This is a genomic window from Azonexus fungiphilus, assembly GCF_003634965.1.
In the GTDB taxonomy this organism is placed as follows: domain Bacteria; phylum Pseudomonadota; class Gammaproteobacteria; order Burkholderiales; family Rhodocyclaceae; genus Azonexus; species Azonexus fungiphilus.
On sequence record NZ_RBXP01000013.1, the window covers coordinates 244,809 to 263,974 of the forward strand.

At 65.8% G+C, this 19,166-nt stretch carries 16 protein-coding genes; 11 read left to right on the top strand and 5 right to left on the bottom strand.

Going from position 1 to position 19,166, the window contains the following annotated elements; translation table 11 throughout:
• The first annotated feature begins 80 nt into the window (after positions 1-80).
• From grpE to DFR40_RS06705, 4 genes are all read left to right on the top strand, one after another.
• Positions 81-614 carry a nucleotide exchange factor GrpE gene (gene grpE, locus DFR40_RS06690; RefSeq protein WP_121457705.1) on the top strand — a complete coding sequence of 178 codons (534 nt, stop codon included), beginning with the start codon at positions 81-83 and terminating at the stop codon, positions 612-614.
• Between the two features lie 104 nt (positions 615-718).
• On the top strand, positions 719-2,653 hold the full coding sequence (gene dnaK, locus DFR40_RS06695; protein WP_121457706.1) for a molecular chaperone DnaK: 1,935 nt from the start codon (positions 719-721) through the stop codon (positions 2,651-2,653).
• Between the two features lie 84 nt (positions 2,654-2,737).
• Positions 2,738-3,874, top strand: coding sequence for a molecular chaperone DnaJ (gene dnaJ / locus DFR40_RS06700; RefSeq protein WP_121457707.1), 1,137 nt, complete (start codon positions 2,738-2,740; stop codon positions 3,872-3,874).
• A 122-nt stretch (positions 3,875-3,996) separates the two neighbouring features.
• Entirely contained in the window at positions 3,997-5,139 is a 1,143-nt protein-coding gene (locus tag DFR40_RS06705; RefSeq protein WP_121457708.1) for an ABC transporter substrate-binding protein, read from the top strand.
• A gap of 69 nt (positions 5,140-5,208) precedes the next feature.
• Here DFR40_RS06705 and cysS read toward each other — a convergent pair whose 3' ends face one another.
• Positions 5,209-6,579 (bottom strand): cysteine--tRNA ligase, encoded by a 1,371-nt coding sequence (gene cysS, locus DFR40_RS06710; RefSeq protein WP_121457709.1) that lies wholly within the window; start codon positions 6,577-6,579, stop codon positions 5,209-5,211.
• A 151-nt stretch (positions 6,580-6,730) separates the two neighbouring features.
• On the opposite strand from cysS, the gene DFR40_RS17485 reads away from it, so the two are divergent.
• The 7 genes from DFR40_RS17485 to DFR40_RS06745 are packed head-to-tail and all read left to right on the top strand — an operon-like array spanning position 6,731 to position 13,331.
• Positions 6,731-7,768 carry a nuclear transport factor 2 family protein gene (locus tag DFR40_RS17485; protein ID WP_281270059.1) on the top strand — a complete coding sequence of 346 codons (1,038 nt, stop codon included), beginning with the start codon at positions 6,731-6,733 and terminating at the stop codon, positions 7,766-7,768.
• Positions 7,768-9,072, top strand: a complete 1,305-nt coding sequence (locus tag DFR40_RS06720; protein ID WP_121457711.1) for a L,D-transpeptidase family protein — start codon at positions 7,768-7,770, stop codon at positions 9,070-9,072. The genes DFR40_RS17485 and DFR40_RS06720 overlap by 1 nt, the downstream gene beginning before the upstream one ends.
• A gap of 1 nt (position 9,073) precedes the next feature.
• Positions 9,074-9,634, top strand: a complete 561-nt coding sequence (locus DFR40_RS06725) for a peptidylprolyl isomerase (protein ID WP_121457712.1) — start codon at positions 9,074-9,076, stop codon at positions 9,632-9,634.
• A gap of 10 nt (positions 9,635-9,644) precedes the next feature.
• The gene (locus DFR40_RS06730) at positions 9,645-10,136 is read left to right on the top strand and encodes a peptidylprolyl isomerase (RefSeq protein WP_121457713.1); all 492 of its coding nucleotides are present in this window, start codon (positions 9,645-9,647) and stop codon (positions 10,134-10,136) included.
• A gap of 53 nt (positions 10,137-10,189) precedes the next feature.
• Positions 10,190-10,870 carry a UDP-2,3-diacylglucosamine diphosphatase gene (locus DFR40_RS06735; protein ID WP_245985623.1) on the top strand — a complete coding sequence of 227 codons (681 nt, stop codon included), beginning with the start codon at positions 10,190-10,192 and terminating at the stop codon, positions 10,868-10,870.
• On the top strand, positions 10,821-12,689 hold the full coding sequence (gene recQ / locus DFR40_RS06740; protein WP_211329743.1) for a DNA helicase RecQ: 1,869 nt from the start codon (positions 10,821-10,823) through the stop codon (positions 12,687-12,689). The genes DFR40_RS06735 and recQ overlap by 50 nt, the downstream gene beginning before the upstream one ends.
• Before the next feature lie 3 nt (positions 12,690-12,692).
• Positions 12,693-13,331, top strand: a complete 639-nt coding sequence (locus tag DFR40_RS06745; RefSeq protein WP_121457716.1) for a DUF2238 domain-containing protein — start codon at positions 12,693-12,695, stop codon at positions 13,329-13,331.
• Between the two features lie 33 nt (positions 13,332-13,364).
• Here DFR40_RS06745 and DFR40_RS06750 read toward each other — a convergent pair whose 3' ends face one another.
• From DFR40_RS06750 to purF, 4 genes are all read right to left on the bottom strand, one after another.
• Positions 13,365-15,023 carry a fatty acid--CoA ligase gene (locus DFR40_RS06750; RefSeq protein WP_121457717.1) on the bottom strand — a complete coding sequence of 553 codons (1,659 nt, stop codon included), beginning with the start codon at positions 15,021-15,023 and terminating at the stop codon, positions 13,365-13,367.
• Between the two features lie 73 nt (positions 15,024-15,096).
• Positions 15,097-16,377: a DEAD/DEAH box helicase gene (locus DFR40_RS06755; protein ID WP_121457718.1), complete on the bottom strand. Its 1,281-nt coding sequence runs from the start codon at positions 16,375-16,377 to the stop codon at positions 15,097-15,099.
• Positions 16,378-16,429: 52 nt separating this feature from the next.
• Complete coding sequence (locus tag DFR40_RS06760; RefSeq protein WP_121457895.1) at positions 16,430-17,611, bottom strand: O-succinylhomoserine sulfhydrylase; 1,182 nt, start codon at positions 17,609-17,611, stop codon at positions 16,430-16,432.
• Positions 17,611-19,161, bottom strand: coding sequence for an amidophosphoribosyltransferase (gene purF, locus DFR40_RS06765; protein ID WP_121457719.1), 1,551 nt, complete (start codon positions 19,159-19,161; stop codon positions 17,611-17,613). Before purF ends, DFR40_RS06760 begins: the two co-directional genes overlap by 1 nt.
• Positions 19,162-19,166: the final 5 nt, after the last annotated feature.

Genomic DNA, 19,166 nt, shown 5'->3' on the forward strand with positions numbered 1-19,166 from the left:
TGTAGACAAAAAGTTCCCGGCGGCTCTTGAAAGGCGCCGGAGCATCCCCATCTAGCGAACAGCCTTTTTGGAGAAACACCATGTCCAACCCGGAAATCCCGCAGGAAAACCTGAACGCAGAAACGCCGGCCGCCGGCGAATCGCACATCGACACGCTGCCCAGCCTCGAGGAGCAGCTGCGCGCCCTCGAACTGAAGGTCGCCGAAACCCACGACGCCTGGCTGCGCGCCAAGGCCGAGGGCGAGAACATCCGCCGCCGCGCCCAGGAAGACATCAGCAAGGCGCACAAATTCGCTGTCGAGAAATTCGCCGGCGAACTGCTGGCCGTCAAGGACAGCCTCGAGGCGGCGCTGGCCGTGCCCGAGCAGACCGTGGACAGCTTCCAGTCCGGCGTCGAACTGACCCTCAAGCAACTGGTTTCGGCTTTCGAAAAGAATGCGCTGATCGAAGTCAATCCGGTCGGCGAGAAGTTCGACCCGCACCAGCACCAGGCGATCGGCATGGTCGATTCGGAGCAGGAAGCCAACACCGTCGTCACCGTCCTGCAGAAGGGCTACCTGATCGCCGACCGCGTCCTGCGTCCGGCCCTGGTCATGGTCGCCAAGGGCAAATAGCAAAAATCGCCGTTTTTTACGGTCGACCGTAAAAAACCGCTTGAAATCGGGATCGCCATCCCCACTTCACGAACATCGGTAATTCACTTTCAGGAAAGAACATCATGGGCAAGATCATCGGTATCGACCTCGGCACCACCAACAGCTGCGTCGCCATCATGGAAGGCGGCACCCCCAAGGTCATCGAGAACGCGGAAGGCGCGCGCACCACGCCGTCGATCATCGGCTACACCGAAGACGGCGAGATCCTGGTCGGCGCCCCGGCCAAGCGCCAGGCCGTGACCAACCCGAAGAACACGCTGTACGCGGTCAAGCGCCTGATCGGCCGCCGCTTCGAAGAGAAGGAAGTGCAGAAGGACATCGCCCTGATGCCCTTCAAGATCACCAAGGCCGACAATGGCGACGCCTGGGTCGAAGCGCGCGACAAGAAGATCGCGCCGCCGCAGGTCTCCGCCGAAGTGCTGCGCAAGATGAAGAAGACCGCCGAAGACTACCTCGGCGAGGAAGTCACCGAAGCCGTCATCACCGTGCCGGCCTACTTCAACGACAGCCAGCGCCAGGCCACCAAGGACGCCGGCCGCATCGCCGGTCTGGAAGTCAAGCGCATCATCAACGAGCCGACCGCCGCTGCCCTCGCCTTCGGCATGGACAAGGTCGCCGGCAAGGACAAGAAGATCGCCGTCTATGACCTCGGCGGCGGCACCTTCGACATCTCCATCATCGAAATCGCCGACGTCGATGGCGAAAAGCAGTTCGAAGTGTTGGCCACCAACGGCGACACCTTCCTCGGTGGCGAAGACTTCGACCAGCGCCTGATCGACTACATCATCGACGAATTCAAGAAGGAATCCGGCACCGACCTGAAGAAGGACGTGCTCGCCCTGCAACGCCTCAAGGAAGCCGCCGAAAAGGCCAAGATCGAGCTGTCCTCCAGCCAGCAGACCGAAATCAACCTGCCCTACATCACCGCCGACGCCTCCGGTCCGAAGCACCTGGCGCTGAAGATCACCCGTGCCAAGTTCGAGTCGCTGGTCGACGAACTGATCGAGCGCACCGTCGCCCCCTGCCTGACCGCGCTGAAGGATGCCGGCTGCAAGGTCGGCGACATCGACGACGTGATCCTGGTCGGCGGCCAGTCGCGCATGCCGAAGGTGCAGGAGAAGGTCAAGGAAGTGTTCGGCAAGGAGCCGCGCAAGGACGTCAACCCGGATGAAGCCGTCGCCGTCGGCGCCGCCATCCAGGGCGGCGTGCTGCAAGGCGAAGTCAAGGACGTGCTGCTGCTCGACGTGACCCCGCTGTCGCTCGGCATCGAGACGCTGGGCGGCATCATGACCAAGCTGATCCAGAAGAACACCACGATCCCGACCAAGGCCAGCCAGGTCTTCTCCACCGCCGACGACAACCAGTCCGCCGTGACCATCCACGTGCTGCAGGGCGAACGCGAAGTCGCCTCCGGCAACAAGAGCCTCGGCCAGTTCAACCTGGAAGGCATCCCGCCGGCCCCGCGCGGCACGCCGCAGATCGAGGTCATCTTCGACATCGACGCCAACGGCATCATGCACGTCACCGCCAAGGACAAGGCCACCGGCAAGGAAAACAAGATCACCATCAAGGCCAACTCCGGCCTGAGCGAAGAAGAAATTCAACGCATGGTCAAGGACGCCGAGCTGCACGCCGAGGAAGACAAGAAGGCGCACGAACTCGCCGACGCCCGCAACCAGGCCGACGGCATGGTGCACATGGTCAAGAAGTCCCTGACCGAGTACGGCGACAAGCTCGACGCTGCCGAGAAGGAAGCCATCGAAGCGGCGATCAAGGATGTCGAGGACGTGCTGCGCGACGGCGACAAGGACGTCATCACCGCCAAGACCGAAGCCCTGTCGGCCGCCGCCCAGAAGCTGGGTGAAAAGATGTACGCCCAGCAGCAGGCCGAAGCCGGTGCCGCCGGTGCCGCCGGTGGCGAGCAGCCGAAGGAAAAGACCGTCGAAGGCGATGTCGTCGATGCCGAATTCACGGAAGTGAACAAGGACAAGAAGTAATTCCTGGCCTGAGCACGCGGCGCCGAGCCTTCCGGAGACCTCCGGCGGCGCTCGGCGCCTTTGTCACATAGACGGGACCACAGCATGTCTAAACGCGACTTTTACGAAATCCTCGGCGTCAACCGCGATGCGGCCGACGACGAGATCAAGAAGGCCTACCGCAAGCTGGCGATGAAATACCACCCCGACCGCAACCCGGACAATCCGGCGGCCGAGGAAAAGTTCAAGGAAGCCAAGGAAGCCTACGAAATCCTGTCGGACGCGCAGAAGCGCGCCGCCTACGACCAGTACGGCCACGCCGGCGTCGACCCGCAAGCCGGCATGGGCGGTTTCGGCGGCGGTGGCGGCGGCGCCGGTTTTGCCGACGCCTTCGGCGGCATCTTCGACGAAATCTTCGGTGGCCGGGGCGGTGGCGGCGGTGGGCGCTCGAACATCTACCGCGGCGCCGACCTGCGCTACAACCTCGAGATCACCCTCGAACAGGCAGCGCACGGTACCGAGACCAAGATCCGCATCCCGACGATGGAGGAATGCGACGCCTGCCACGGCTCCGGCGCCAAGGCCGGCACCCAGCCGAAGACCTGCCCGACCTGTAACGGTTCCGGCCAGGTCCGCCTGCAACAGGGCTTCTTCTCGATCCAGCAGACCTGCCACAAGTGCCACGGCACCGGCCGCTTCATTGCCGACCCGTGCAAATCCTGTGGCGGCGCCGGCCGCATCAAGCAGCACAAGACGCTGGCGGTGAAGATTCCGGCCGGTGTGGACGAAGGCGATCGCATCCGGCTGGCCGGCGAAGGCGAACACGGCGTCAACGGCGGCCCACCGGGCGACCTCTACGTGCAGATCCACCTCAAGCAGCACGCGGTGTTCCAGCGCGACCACAACGACCTGCACTGCGAGATGCCGATCTCCTTCACCACCGCGGCACTCGGCGGCGAGATCGAGATCCCGACGCTGGATGGCGCCGCAGCCATCAAGATTCCGCCGGAAACCCAGTCCGGGCGGGTCTTCCGCCTGCGCGGCAAGGGCATCAAGGGCGTCCGCAGCCATACCCACGGCGACCTGATGTGCCACGTCGTCGTCGAGACGCCGGTCAACCTCACCGACCGCCAGAAGGAACTGCTGCGCGAACTGGAAGAATCGAGCAAGGACTCCGACCACAAGCACAACCCCCGCGCCAAGTCGTGGATGGACAAGGTCCGGGAGTTCTTCGGAGAATAATTTCCGGACCTTGCCCAGTACCGCCAAAGGCGCCGGCAAAACCGGCGCCTTTTTTCTGGCTTGCCCGCAAACGCCTCTCCACTGCTAGAATCGGACGGTCGACCATGGGGGAGAGCAAAAAAATGAAATTCCTGAAACGACTCGGAGCCGCTGCCGTCATCGCGCTGTCGGCAAGCAGTTGGGCCGATAACGGCATCACCGACACGACCGTCACGCTCGGCATGTCGGCGCCTTTCTCCGGGCCGAACGGCGCCTACGGCGAGGACATGCGGCAGACCGTCGAACGCTACTTCGACCAGGTCAACAAGGGCGGCGGCATCAACGGCCGCAAGCTGCAACTGGTCGCCCTCGACGACGGCTACGAAACCGAGCGCACGGTTGCCAACACACGCACGCTGATCAACGACAAGAAGGTCTTCGCGCTGCTCTCCTTCTACGGTTCGAGCCCGACCACCGAAGCCATGAACACCGTCTTCGGCCCGGCCGGCGTACCGCTGGTCGGCACCATTTCGGGCGCCGCGACGCTGCGCCAGCCGATCTCGGCCAATCCGAACTCGCGGCTGATGTTCCATGTCCGCGCCAGCTACGCCGACGAAACCGAGGCGATCGTCAATCAGATGGTTTCGATCGGCCTGCGCAGCATCGCCGTCTTCTACCAGAACGACGGCTTCGGCAAGGCCGGTCTCGAAGGCGTCGCCGCGGCGCTGAAGAAACATAACCTGGCGCCGTCGGCGGTCGGCACCGTCGAGCGCAATTCGCTCGACGTCAATGCCGCGGTTCAGGCAATTGCCAAGAGCAACCCCCAGGCGGTCGTCATGGTCACGCTGTACAAGCCGACCGCGGCCTTCGTCCGGGCGATGAAGCGGGCCGGCCAGAATCCGATGTTCATGACACTATCGCCGGTCGGCACCGAGCAACTGGTCCAGGAACTCGGTCCGGAAGCCCGCGGCATCGGCATCTCGCAGGTCGTGCCCTACCCCTGGAACGACATCGTGCCGGTCGTCCGCGATTACCAGAAGCTCGCCGCCAAGGCCGGCAGCTATTCCTACTACGGCCTCGAGGCCTACCTGACCGCGCGCACGATGGTCGAAGGCCTGCGCCGCGCCGGCCGCGACCTCAGCCGCGACAAGCTGATCAGTTCGCTGGAAAGCATCAGCAACGTCGATTTCGGCGGCTACCGCGTCAATTATTCGCCGACCGCGCGCCACGGTTCGCGCTTCGTCGAACTGACCGTGATCGGCCCGGGCGGCAAGGTCCTGCGCTGAGACACTGACGGTCGACACGAAAAAACGGCCCGTTTTCACGGGCCGTTTCCGTTTTTCCGGCGAGGGCGCTCAGGCGCGGCGCCAGGTGGTTCCCTGCGGACTGTCGTCGAGGACGATGCCGGCCGCCTTGAGTTCGTCGCGGACCCGGTCGGCGGTGGCGAAATCGCGCGCCTTCTTGGCATCGGCACGCTGGGCGATCAGGGCCTCGATCGCCGCCTCGTCGAGCCCGCCGGCGGCCGGGCCGGCGCGCAGGTAGGCCAGCGGCTCGCGTTCGAGCAGGCCGATGACGCCGCCGAGTGCCTTGAGCAGGCCGGACAGTGCAGCCGATTTCTGGCGGTTGGCTTCGGCCGCCAGTTCGAAGAGCACGGCGATCGCGCCGTGCGAATCGAAGTCCTCGTTCAGCGCGGCGGAGAAACGGGCTGCGAAATCCTGCGTCCAGTCGATGTCGACCGTCAGCGGCGGCACGTCGCGCAGCGTGAAATAGAGGCTGTCGAGCGAACGCCGGGCGTCGTCGAGATGGGCATCCGAGTAGTTGAGCGGGCTGCGGTAGTGGGCGCGCAGGATGAAGAAGCGGACGACTTCGGCGTCGTAGTTCTCGAGCACGGTGCGGATGGTGAAGAAATTGCCCAGGGATTTCGACATCTTTTCGTTGTCGACCCTGACAAAACCGTTGTGCATCCAGTAATTGACGTAGCTGCAGCAGTTGGCGCCCTCGGACTGGGCGATCTCGTTCTCGTGGTGCGGGAACTGCAGGTCCTGACCGCCGCCGTGGATGTCGAAGTGCTTGCCGAGCAGCGACGAGCTCATCGCCGAGCATTCGATGTGCCAGCCCGGACGCCCGTCGCCCCAGCGCGACGGCCAGGCCGGCTCGCCGGCCTTGGCCCGCTTCCAGAGGACGAAGTCGAGCGGATCCTGCTTGGCGTTATCGACCTCGACACGTTCACCGGCGCGCAAGTCGTCGAGCGACTTGCCCGAGAGCTTGCCGTAGCCCGGGAACTTGCGCACCGCGTAATTGACGTCGCCGTCTGCCGCCTGGTAGGCCAGGCCGTTCTGCTCGAGCTGGCTGATGATGTCCTGCATCTGCGGCACGAACTCGGTCGCCCGCGGCTCGTGGTCCGGACGGAGCACGCCGAGGGCGTCGGCATCCTCGTGCATGTAGGCGATGAAGCGATCGGTCAGCTGCTGGATCGTCTCGCCGTTCTCGGCAGCACGACGGATGATCTTGTCATCGATGTCGGTGATGTTGCGCACATAGGTGACGTCGTAGCCGGAAGCCTTGAGCCAGCGGTACACCATGTCGAAGACGACCATCACGCGGGCGTGACCGAGGTGACAGTAGTCGTAAACCGTCATGCCACAGACATACATGCGAACCTTGTTGGCCTCGATCGGTTCGAATATCTGCTTTTCGCGCTTGAGTGAGTTGAATATCTTTAGCATGACGGAATGAAAAGAAGTGTAGGAACGCTCGCCAAACCTATGGCTTCTACCGCTTCTTTGGTAGAATTGAGCGATTGAAAACCTCGGAAATTATAGCACGGCGATGACCTCCAAATCCTTGATCCAGCCTCGCTTCCGGACGCTCCGCGCGTTGGCTTTCGGCCTCTCCATCGGCTTTGCCGCCCCGGTTTTTGCCGACAACCTGCCCGACATCCAGCGCCTGATCAAGCATGGCCAGCACGCGCAGGCCCTGGAAAAAGTCGACCAGTACCTGAGCAGCCGGCCGAAGGATGCCCAGGGTCGCTTCCTCAAGGGTCTGATCCTCACCGAGATGAACCGTCCGGCCGACGCCATCGGCGTATTCACCAAGCTCTCCGAGGACTACCCGGAACTGCCCGAGCCGTACAACAACCTCGCCGTCCTCTACGCCCAGCAGAAGCAGTACGACAAGGCGCGCACGGCGCTGGAAATGGCGATCCGCACGCACCCGTCCTACGCCATCGCCTACGAGAACCTCGGCGACGTCTACGCCAAGCTGGCCAGCCAGGCCTACGACAAGGCCCTCCAGCTCGACGGCGCCAACGCCACGACACAGAACAAGCTGGCCCTGATCCGCGACCTGATCAGCACCTCCGGCAAGGGCAACGTCAAGCCGCCGGCCCCGGCCGCGATCGCCGCCGCCCCGGCACCGGTTGCGGTGCAGCCGGCCAAGCCGGCCGTCGCCCCGAGCGCGACCGTGGTCACGACGACGCCTGGCGCCGCCGCACCGGTCGCCGCCCCCACCCCTGCGGCCAGCCCGGTGGCCGCCGCCGTCGACAGCAAGCCGGCCGCGGCGCCGGCCCATGACGCCGCCAGCGACGACGTCGCCAAGGCCATCACCGCCTGGGCCAAGGCTTGGTCGCGCAAGGACATGAAGGCTTACCTGGCCGCCTACGCCAGCGACTTCAACACCCCCAAGGGAATGGGCCGCAAGGCCTGGGAGGCCGAGCGCCAGCAGCGCATTGGCGACCGCCCGGGCAAGATCTCGGTGACCGTCGACGATCCGGTGATCACGATCAACGGTGACCGCGCCACCGCCCGCTTCCGTCAGCACTACCAGGCGCCCGGCCTGAACAGCTCGAGCAGCAAGACCCTGGTCTTCGTCCGCTCGGGTGGCAAGTGGCTGATCAAGGAAGAAAACGCCCGCTGATGCGCAAGACGAAGCTGGTCCTGCCAGCCCTGATCGGGCTGGCTGTCGTCGCTGCGGCAATCCATTTTCTCGGTGAGAACGACGTGCCGGTCACGGCTGCGCCGGCCACCGCCTCGCTCGACCAGCCGTTGCCGGTGTGGCCGGTCAGCACACCGGCCGGCAACGCCGCTGCAACGCTGCCGGCAACGGTCTCCGACGGCGGTCCGGAAGCACAGCTGACGCGCATCTTCGGCGAGATCGAACGGCGTGAGCTGGGCAACGCGCTGCAGCTGACCGAGGCGCTGCTCCAGCAATACCCGAACTACCGGCTGGCACACCTGATCAAGGGCGACCTGCTGCTCGCCCGGGTGCATCCGATCGAAGGCTTCGGCGCCGCCCGCGGCGCCTCCGCCGAACAGGTCGCCGACCTCCGCGCCGAGGCGCTCAAGCGCCTCCAGGCCTACCGCGACAGACCGCAGGCCGACTACGTCCCGCGCTATCTGCTGCAGATGCGCCCGGACCAGCGCTACGCCGTCGTCGTCGACACCCGCCGCTCGCGCCTCTATCTCTACGAGAACGACCGCAGCAACGGCGGCCGGCCGCGCTTCGTCGCCGACTACTACATCACCCAGGGCAAACTCGGTGCCGACAAGTTCGCCGAGGGCGACAAGAAGACGCCGATCGGCGTCTATCACGTCACCGCCGACCTGTCGCGGCAGAAGCTGCCCGACCTCTACGGCAACGGTGCCTTCCCGATCAATTATCCGAACGAGTGGGACCGCCGGCGCGGTCGCGGCGGCAGCGGCATCTGGCTGCACGGCACGCCTTCCGACACCTTCGCCCGGCCGCCGCTCGCCTCCGACGGTTGCGTCGTGCTCACCAACCAGGACCTCGAAGCGATCCGCAACAACCTGCAGGTCGGCCTGACGCCGGTGATCATCAGCCCGGAAGTCGAGTGGCTGTCGCTCGACGACTGGAGCAAGGAACGCGACGAACTCAACCGGACCATCGAGAACTGGCGGGCCGACTGGGAAAGCCGCGACAGCGACCGCTACCTGTCGCATTACTCGCGCGAGTTCAACGCCGGCGGCCAGGGCTACGCCGACTTCGCCGCGCAGAAGCGCCAGGTCAATGCCGGCAAGAGCTGGATCAAGCTCAGCCTCGACAACCTCTCGGTGTTCCGCAACCCGGGCAAGGAAGAAGTCGTGGTCGTCACCTTCGACCAGGACTACCGCAGCAACAACCTCAACAACCGCATGAAGAAGCGCCAGTACTGGGTGCGCGAAGGCGGTCAATGGAAGATCATCTACGAAGGAGCCGCCTGACATGAAGAAAATGCTCGGCATTTTTGCCGCCCTGACGCTGTCGACCGTCAACGCCTGGGCCGCCCCCACCGTCGAACTGCAGACCAGCATGGGCAACATCGTCGTCGAACTCGATGCCGACAAGGCGCCGAAAAGCGTCGCCAACTTCCTGCAGTACGCCAAGGACGGCTTCTACGCCGGCACCGTGTTCCACCGCGTGATCCCCGGCTTCATGATCCAGGGCGGAGGTTTCGATGCGAACATGAACCAGAAGAAGCCGCGCGAACCGATCGAGAACGAGGCCAGGAACGGCCTCAAGAACCGCCGCGGCACGATCGCGATGGCGCGGACGATGGAGCCGCACTCGGCCACCGCCCAGTTCTTCATCAACCACGCCGACAACCTGGCGCTCGACTACCCGAGCCGCGACGGCTGGGGCTACGCGGTCTTCGGCAAGGTCGTCAGCGGCATCGAGGTGGTCGACAAGATCGCCGACGTGCGCACCGGCAACGCCGGCTTCCACCAGAACGTGCCGGTCAAGCCGGTCGTCATCCAGAACGTCAGAATCATTTCCGAAAAGTAAGGACCCCACCATGATCAAGCTCACCACCAACTTCGGCGTCATCAGCCTCGAACTCGACGCCGAGAAGGCGCCGAAGACGGTCGCCAACTTCATCGCCTACGTCGAGGCCGGCCACTACGACAACACCATCTTCCACCGCGTGATCAAGAACTTCATGATCCAGGGTGGCGGCATGGAACCCGGGATGAACCAGAAGGAAACCCGCGCCCCGATCGAGAACGAAGCCGGCAACGGCCTGAAGAACGTCCGCGGCAGCATCGCCATGGCCCGCACCGGCGACCCGCATTCGGCCACCGCCCAGTTCTTCATCAACACCGTCGACAACGACTTCCTCGACTTCAAGGCGCCGTCCGGCCAGGGCTGGGGCTACTGCGTCTTCGGCCAGGTCGTCGACGGCATGGACGTGGTCGACAAGATCCGCGCCGTGCGCACCGGCAACAAGGGCTTCCACCAGGACGTGCCGGTCGAGGACGTGATCATCGAAAAAGCGGAAGTGGTTTGATCCTCTTCGCATCCGATCTGCACCTGTCGCCCCGGTCACCCGGGGCGACGCGCTTGTTCCTCGACTTTCTCGGCGGCCGCGCCCGCCAGGCCAGCGAACTCTACCTGCTCGGCGACCTGTTCGAGACCTGGATCGGCGATGACGACATCGACGATCCGGACAACGTCGCCATCGTCGCCGCGCTGCGCGCCGCCGCCGACAGCGGCGTGAACATCGCGGTCATGCACGGCAACCGCGATTTCCTGCTCGGCGAAGCCTTCGCCGCCGCCGCCGGCGTTCGCCTGATCGACGAGCCCTACATCCTGTCCACCGCCGAATGGCAGTTCGTGCTCGCCCACGGCGACGCCCTCTGCCTCGACGACGGCGAGTACATGCGTTTTCGCGACCAGGTGCGCAGCCAGGTCTGGCAAAGCGCCTTCCTCGCCCGGCCGCTCGCCGAACGGCGGGCCATTGCCGCCCAGATGCGCGCCGCCAGCGAAGCCAGCCAGCGCGACAAGCACAATCCCTACACCGACCTGCAGCCGGCGGCGACCGAGGACTTCCTGCGCCAGCACGGCTACGCCACCTTCATTCACGGCCACACCCACCAGCCGGCGACGCACGATCACATCGTCGACGGCATCCACGTCGAACGCTGGGTGCTCGCCGACTGGCACGAAGAGCGCGGCGAATGCCTAGTCTGGGATGGCGAGGTGCTGCGCCGCGAAGCCGTGCTCCCTGAAAAACGGGCCTGAACGCGTGTCGACCGTCAGCACCGCCCTCGACATCCTGCGCGATGTCTTCGGCTACCCCGCCTTCCGTGGCGCCCAGGCCGAGATCATCGGCCATGTCGCCGGTGGCGGCGATGCCCTGGTATTGATGCCGACCGGCGGCGGCAAGAGCCTCTGCTACCAGATTCCGGCGCTGCTGCGCCCGGGCTGCGCCATCGTCGTCTCGCCCCTGATCGCGCTGATGCAGGACCAGGTCGACGCGCTCACCCAGCTCGGCGTCCGCGCCGCCGTGCTCAACTCGACGCTGGCCTGGCAGGAGGCGCAGGCGGTCGAGCAGGCGATGTTCAGCGGCGGCCTCGACCTTGTCTACATCGCCCCCGAGCGCCTGCTGCTCGAGCGCACGCTGGCGATGCTCGACGCCCTCTACACGGCCGGCAAGCTGGCGCTGTTCGCGATCGACGAAGCCCACTGCGTGTCGCAATGGGGCCACGATTTCCGCCCGGAATACCTGCAGCTGTCGGCACTGCACGAACGCTACCCGCGGGTGCCGCGGATCGCCCTGACCGCCACCGCCGACCAGGCGACACGCAACGAGATGCTCGCCCGCCTCGGCCTCGGCGAGGCGCGGGTCTTCCTCTCCAGCTTCGACCGCCCGAACATCCGCTACACCGTGGTGGAAAAGGACAACGCCAAGAAGCAACTGCTCACTTTCCTGGCCGGCCGCCAGGGCCAGGCCGGCATCGTCTATTGCCTGTCGCGCAAGAAGGTCGAGGAAACCGCCGAATGGCTCTCCGCCCAGGGCTATCCGGCATTGCCCTACCACGCCGGCCTGCCGGCCCAGGAGCGCGCCGCCAACCAGCGCCGCTTCCTGCGCGAGGAAGGCCTGATCATGTGCGCGACGATCGCTTTCGGCATGGGCATCGACAAGCCGGACGTGCGCTTCGTCGCCCACCTCGACCTGCCGAAAAGCATCGAGGCCTACTACCAGGAAACCGGCCGCGCCGGCCGCGACGGCGAGCCGTCGGAGGCCTGGATGGCCTACGGCATGCAGGACGTCGCGCTGCAGCACGCGCGCATCGCCGAATCGGGTGCCGGCGAAGGCCAGAAGATTCTCGAGTCGCAACGCCTGACCGCGCTGCTCGCCTACTGCGAGGCGCCGCGCTGCCGTCGCCAGGTGCTGCTCAACTATTTCGGCGAACAACGCGAGCCTTGCGGCAACTGCGACGTCTGCGCCGACCCGCCGGAACTGTGGGACGGCACGCTGGCGGCGCAGAAGGCGCTGTCGGCGATCTTCCGCACCGGCATGCGCTTCGGTGTCAGCCACCTGAGCGACGTGCTGCGCGGCAAGGCCAGCGACAAGGTCCGCCAGTACGGCCACGATCAGCTGCCGACCTTCGGCGTCGGCAGCGACCTCGACGAACACGCCTGGAAAAGCGTTTTCCGCCAGCTCGCCGCAGCCGGCCTGGTCCATGTCGACATGGCCGAGCACGGCGCGCTGCAGCTCACCGACGCTGCCCGCGAAGTGCTCAAGGGACAGCGCCAGGTCCAGTTGCGCCGGCCGCTCAAACGCAAGTCGTCGCCATCGCGCAGCAGCAGCGCTGCGGTCAGCGACCTGGCCCCGGCCGACGAGGCGCTGTTCCAGCTGCTGCGCAAGTGGCGCGCCGACACCGCCCGCGAGCAGGGAGTGCCGGCCTATGTCATCCTCCACGACAAGACGCTGCGCGAACTCGCCGAAACGCGACCGGTCAGCCACGGCCTGCTCGCCGGCATCACCGGCATGGGCAGCGCCAAGATCGAGCATTACGGCGAGGAACTGCTGCAACTGATCCGCAACGAGGGCTGAAGCATGAACCATCAGGACCGCATCAACGCCGGGCTGGCCGGCATCGTCGTCGGCGCGCTGGTCGCCTCCGGCATCGCCCCGTACGACCGCGTCACCTGGCTGATGGAAGTGGCGCCGGTACTGATCGCGCTGCCGCTGCTCTACGTCACCCGGCACAGCTACCCGCTGACGGCGCTGCTCTACGTGCTGATCGCCATCCACGCGCTGGTGCTGATCGGCGGCGGCGCCTACACCTACGCCCGGGTGCCGCTCGGCTTCTGGCTGCAGGACCTGTTGGGCACGGCGCGCAATCCTTACGACAAGATCGGGCATTTCCTGCAGGGCTTCGTGCCGGCGCTGGTCGCCCGCGAAATCCTGCTGCGCGGCGACTGGGTCCGCGGCGCGAAGATGAGCGCCTTCCTCTGCATCTGCGTGGCGCTGGCGATCAGCGCCTGCTACGAGCTGATCGAGTGGGCAGCGGCGCTGTTGATGGGCCAGGGCGCCGACGAATTCCTCGGCACCCAGGGTGACGAGTGGGACACCCAGTCGGACATGTTCATGGCGCTGATCGGCGCCGCCAGCGCATTGCTGCTGCTCTCGCACCGGCACGACCGGCAACTGGCCGGACTGCGGAAAAACGCCGCGGGCAGCGGTCGACCGTAACACTGACGGTCGACCGGCCGTTTCCGGCAAAAATCAGAGACAGAGCGCGTCCGGATCGGCCCGCATCAGGCGCTTGTTCATCTTGCCGACGCTGGTCTTGACCAGCGTCTTGACGAAGCGCACCTGAAGCAGCACGCCGTAGCGTGAAATCCCCTCGGCCTCGATTGCGTGCGCGGCAAAATTGCGTAGTGCGTGCTCACTGACCTGGCCGACGAAGTCGGGCTTGAGCAGCACCAGCGCCAGCGGCCGCTCGCCCCACTTGTCGTCGGGCACGCCGATCACCGCCACCTCGTGCACCGCCTCGTGCTTGGCGATGATGTCCTCGAGCTGCAGCGACGAGGTCCATTCGCCGCCGGTCTTGATCACGTCCTTGATCCGGTCGGTGACCTTGAGGTAACCGGCCGGGTTGATGTTGCCGATGTCGGCGGTGTGCAGGTAGCCGCCGGCCCACAGTTCCTCGGAGGCTTCCGGTGCGCCGACATAGCCCTGGGTCAGCCAGGGCGCGCGGACGACGACCTCGCCGGTGGCCTTGCCGTCATGGGCGACATCGTGCAGCTGCGGATCGACCACGCGCAGGTCGACCAGCGGCAGCGGCCGCCCGGTCTTGGCGCGGATCACCGCCTGCGCCTCGATGTCGAGCGCGAGATCGGCGGTATCGAGATGGGCGATCGACAGCACCGGGCAGGTTTCCGACATGCCGTAGCCGGAGAACAGGTCCATGCCCAGCTTCTGCGCGGCGATCGCCATCGCCTCGGGCAGCGCGGCGCCGCCGATGAGGATCTTGAGCTTCGAGAAATCGGTCTCGCGCGCCTTGGCGTGGCTGAGGATCATGTGCAGGATGGTCGGCACGCAATGCGAGAAGCTGACGCCCTCCTCGTGGATCAGGCGGCAGATCACGTCGGGCTGGTAGCGCCCGGGATAGACCTGCTTCAGCCCCATCATCGTCGCCAGGTAGGGAAAGCCCCAGGCGTGCACGTGGAACATCGGCGTCATCGGCATGTACACGTCGTCGCGATGGATGTGCCCCTGGCGGTGCGCGCCGCCGAGGACCGAGGCGACGCCGAGGGTGTGCAGGACGAGCTGGCGGTGGCTGAAATAGACGCCCTTCGGATTGCCGGTCGTGCCGGTGGTGTAGAAGGTCGTCGCCTGGGCGTTCTCGTCGAAATCCGGAAAATCGTAGTCGGGCGATGCCGCCGCCAGCATCGCCTCGTACTCGGCAGCGGCGGCTACCGGCGCCGCCGGCATGACCGGCTCGTCGGAAATCAGCACGAAGGTCTTCACCGTTTCCAGCTTGCCGGCGATCTCGGCGAGGATGGGGAAGAACTCGCTGTTGACCATCAGCACGTCGGCGCCGGCATGGTTCAGCGTGTACAGGATCTGTTCGGGACTGAGACGGACATTCACCGTCTGCAGGATGGCGCCCATCATCGGCACCGCGAAGAAGCTCTCGAGGTAGCGATGGCTGTCCCAGTCCATCATCGCCACCGTCTGCCCGGCTTCGACGCCGAGCCCGGCAAGACCGTCGGCAAGGCGGCCGATGCGCTGGCGCAGGGTCCGGTAGTCGTGGCGGACCCGGCCCTGGTAGCAGATTTCATGATCGGCCGCGGTCGCCAGTGGCGTCAGCAGCAGCTGCTTGATCAACAGCGGATATTGATAGGCCGACGCGGTCGACCGGACGATTTTCACCGGCATGCTGCCCTCCCCGATTGTTTTATGTGTGACGAAAACTTTTCGGGGATTTTACGCCCGCCGTCAGCCGGCGGGATCAGCGATGACGACTGCCGCTCCGGTGTTTTTGCGGTCCACCCGGGTTTTGCCCCGATTTTGCCGCCGGCGCCCCGCGCCCCGGCTGCGGCTTGCGCGGCCCGCGCGGTGGCTGCGGCGGTCGCGGGGTGGCCACCGCCGACTGTTCGAAGCCGGCAATGACGACCCGCTCGAGCGTGCGCTTGATCAGCTTCTCGATGTCCTTCAGCTGCGGGCGCTCGTCATGGCAGACCAGCGACACGGCCTCGCCGGCCATGCCGGCACGGCCGGTGCGGCCGATGCGGTGGACGTAGTCCTCGGGCACGTTGGGCAGTTCATAGTTGATCACGTAGGGCAGCGCGTCGATGTCGATGCCACGCGCCGCGATGTCGGTGGCCACCAGCGCCACCAGCTTGCCTTCCTTGAACTCGGAGAGGACGCGGGTCCGTGCGCCCTGCGACTTGTCGCCGTGGATCGCCGCCGCCTTGATGCCGGCCTTGTCCAGCGTCCGCGCCAGCGCGTCGGCGCCGTGCTTGGTCCGGGCGAAGACCAGCACCTGGTGCCAGCCGTGCGTCTGGAACAGGTGGCAGAGCAGTTCCTTCTTGCGTTCGCGGTCGGTCTCGATGACCTTCTGGGTCACCGTCTCGGCCGCCGTGTTGCGCGGCGCGACATCGACCGACACCGGCTTGTTGAGCAGGCCGGCGGCGAGCTCGCGGATTTCCGGCGAGAAGGTCGCCGAGAACAGCAGGTTCTGGCGCTTCTGTGGCAGCAGCGCGATGACCTTGCGGATGTCGCGGATGAAGCCCATGTCGAGCATGCGGTCGGCTTCGTCGAGGACGAAAATCTCGATGGCCGAGAGGTCGACCGTGCGCTGCTGGACGTGATCGAGCAGCCGACCTGGCGTCGCCACCAGGATGTCCACGCCGCGGCGCAGGTTGGCGATCTGCGGGTTGATGCCGACGCCGCCGAAGACGGCCAGCGAGTTGATCGGCAGATGCTTGCCGTAGGTGCGCACGCTTTCCTCGACCTGGATCGCGAGTTCGCGGGTCGGCGTCAGCACCAGCACGCGCGGCGTCTTGGCAATGCGCGTCAGGCGGTCGTTCGACCCGCTCGCCAGCAGGTGCAGGATGGGCAGCGTGAAACCGGCGGTCTTACCGGTGCCGGTCTGCGCCGTGGCCATCAGGTCATGGCCGGCAAGCACCGCGGGAATCGCCTGCTGCTGGATCGGGGTCGGCGTGTCGTAGCCCTGTTCGGCAACGGCGCGCTGGATTTCGGCCTTGAGGCCGAGTTCGGAAAAATGCATGGACAACTCCAAAGGCGGACGCCCGGCCGTAGCCGGGAGTCCGCACGGAAAATCAGATCAGGGAAAGGCCGCGCTCGAGGTCGGCCTGCAGATCCTCGACCGCTTCCAGGCCGACCGCGATGCGCAGCAGGCCTTCGTTGATGCCGGCGGCGGCCCGGGCTTCCGGGGAAATGCGGCCGTGCGTGGTCGAGGCGGGATGGGTGATGGTGGTCTTGGTGTCGCCGAGATTGGCGGTGATCGAAAGCAGGCGGCAGTTATCCACCACCGTCCAGGCCTGCTCGCGGGCGCCCTTGACCTCGAAGGAGACGATGGCGCCGCCGCTGGCCTGCTGCGTCTGCGCCAGCGCGTATTGCGGGTGCGAAGGCAGCCCGGGATAGAAGACGCGGGCGACCTTGGGGTGCGCTTCCAGCCAGTGAGCGAGGCGGGCGGCGTTGGCAGCCTGCGCCTCGATCCGGATCTTCAGCGTTTCCAGGCCCTTGAGCAGGACCCAGGCGTTGAATGCCGACAGCGTCGGCCCGGCGGTGCGCAGGTACTTGAAGACTTCCTCGGTCAGCTTCTTCGGCCCGCAGACGGCGCCGCCGAGGACACGCCCCTGGCCGTCGATGTACTTGGTCGCCGAATGGACGACGAGGTCGGCGCCCATGGCCAGCGGCTTCTGCAGGATCGGCGTGCAGAAGCAGTTGTCGACGGCGACCAGGATGCCGTGGGCGTGGGCGATCGCGGTCAACGCTCGGATATCGGCAATTTCGGTCAGCGGATTCGACGGCGTTTCCAGGAAGAACAGCCTGGTTTCCGGGCGGATCGCCGCTTCCCAGGCCGCCGGGTCGGTATGCGAGACGAAGGTGGTGGTGATGCCGGTGCGCGACAGGATGTTGTTGAACAGCTGCACGGTGGCGCCGAACAGGCTGTTCGAGGCGACGATGTGATCGCCCTGCTTGAGGTGCGCCAGGCACAGCGCCATGATCGCCGCCATGCCGCTGGCCGTGGCAACGCAATCCTCGGCGCCTTCAAGCGCCGCCAGGCGCTCCTCGAACATGCTCACGGTCGGGTTGGAGAAGCGCGCGTAGACATTGCCCTCCTCCTCGCCGGAGAAGCGCTTCGCTGCCTGCGCGGCGCTGCCGAAAACGAAGCTCGACGTCAGGTAGAGCGCCTCGGCATGCTCGCCGAACTGGCTGCGCTCCTGGCCGGCGCGGACGGCCAGCGTTTCCGGGCGGTAGTCGGGACGATCGGCCATCATTCCTGTCCGCCGTTGGCCAGGCCGAGCACCATCTGCTGCGATTCGCGACCGTCGCCGTCGTCCTCGTTCTTGTCGTCGCCCTTGGCCGGCTTCTTGCCGCGCTTGCCCTCGACCGCGTCGAGATAGTAGGCGTCGATGTCGCCGGTGATGTAGCAGCCGTCGAAGCAGGAAGCATCGAACACGGTGAGGTCGGCGCGCAGCTTGGTGATCGACTGCTTGAGCGCCTCGATGTCCTGGTAAACCAGCGCGTCGGCACCGATTTCGGCGGCGATCTGGGCATCGGTGCGGCCGGTGGCGATCAGTTCGGCCCGCGTCGGCATGTCGATGCCGTAGACATTGGGGAAGCGCACCGGCGGTGCCGCCGAGGCGAAGTAGACCTTGACCGCACCGGCAGCCCGCGCCATTTCGACGATCTCGTGACTGGTCGTGCCGCGCACGATCGAGTCATCGACCAGCAGCACGCGCTTGCCCTTGAATTCCTGGCCGACGGTGTTGAGCTTCTGGCGCACCGACTTCTTGCGCATCGCCTGGCCGGGCATGATGAAGGTGCGGCCGACGTAGCGGTTCTTGACGAAGCCTTCGCGGAACGGGATGCCGAGTTCCTGCGCCAGCTGCATCGCCGACGGCCGGCTCGAATCGGGAATCGGGATGACGACGTCGATCTCCTCGACCGGAATGACCTTGCGCACCTTCTCGGCCAGCAGCTCGCCCATCGCCAGCCGCGCTTCGTAAACCGAAACGCCGTCGATCACGGTATCCGGACGGGCGAGATAGACGTATTCGAAGATGCACGGCGCGTACATCGGCTGCTGGGCGCACTGGCGGCTGTGCAGCTGGTGGTTGAAATCGATGAACACCGCCTCGCCCGGCTCGATGTCGCGCACCGCCTGGAAACCCAGGGTATCGAGCGCGACCGACTCGGACGAGACCAGGTATTCGGTACCTTCCGGCGTCTCGTTCTGGCCGTAGATCAGCGGCCGGATGCCGTGCGGGTCGCGGAAGGCGAGCAGGCCGTAGCCGGCGATGATGGCGACCACCGCATAGGCGCCGCGGCAACGGCGATGGACCCCGGCAACCGCCTGGAAGATGCTGTCGACGTCGAGTTCATAGCCGTGCGAGGCAGCCTGCAGTTCATGCGCCAGGACGTTGAGCAGGACTTCCGAGTCGGAATTGGTGTTGATGTGCCGGCGGTCGAGACGGAACATCTCGTCCTTGAGCTGCTCGGCATTGGTCAGGTTGCCGTTGTGGCCGAGGACGATGCCGAACGGCGAATTGACGTAGAAAGGCTGCGCCTCGGCGAAGTTGTAGGCCGAACCGGCGGTCGGATAACGGACGTGGCCGATGCCGCAGTTGCCCGGCAGGGCGCGCATGTTGCGCGTGCGGAAGACGTCGCGCACCAGCCCCGGCCCCTTGTGCAGGTGGAAGGTGTTGCCTTGCGCGGTGGCGATCCCCGCCGCGTCCTGGCCGCGATGCTGGAGCACCATCAGACCGTCGTAGAGCAACTGGTTGACCGGAGTGGTCGCCAATACGCCGAGAATCCCGCACATGATTT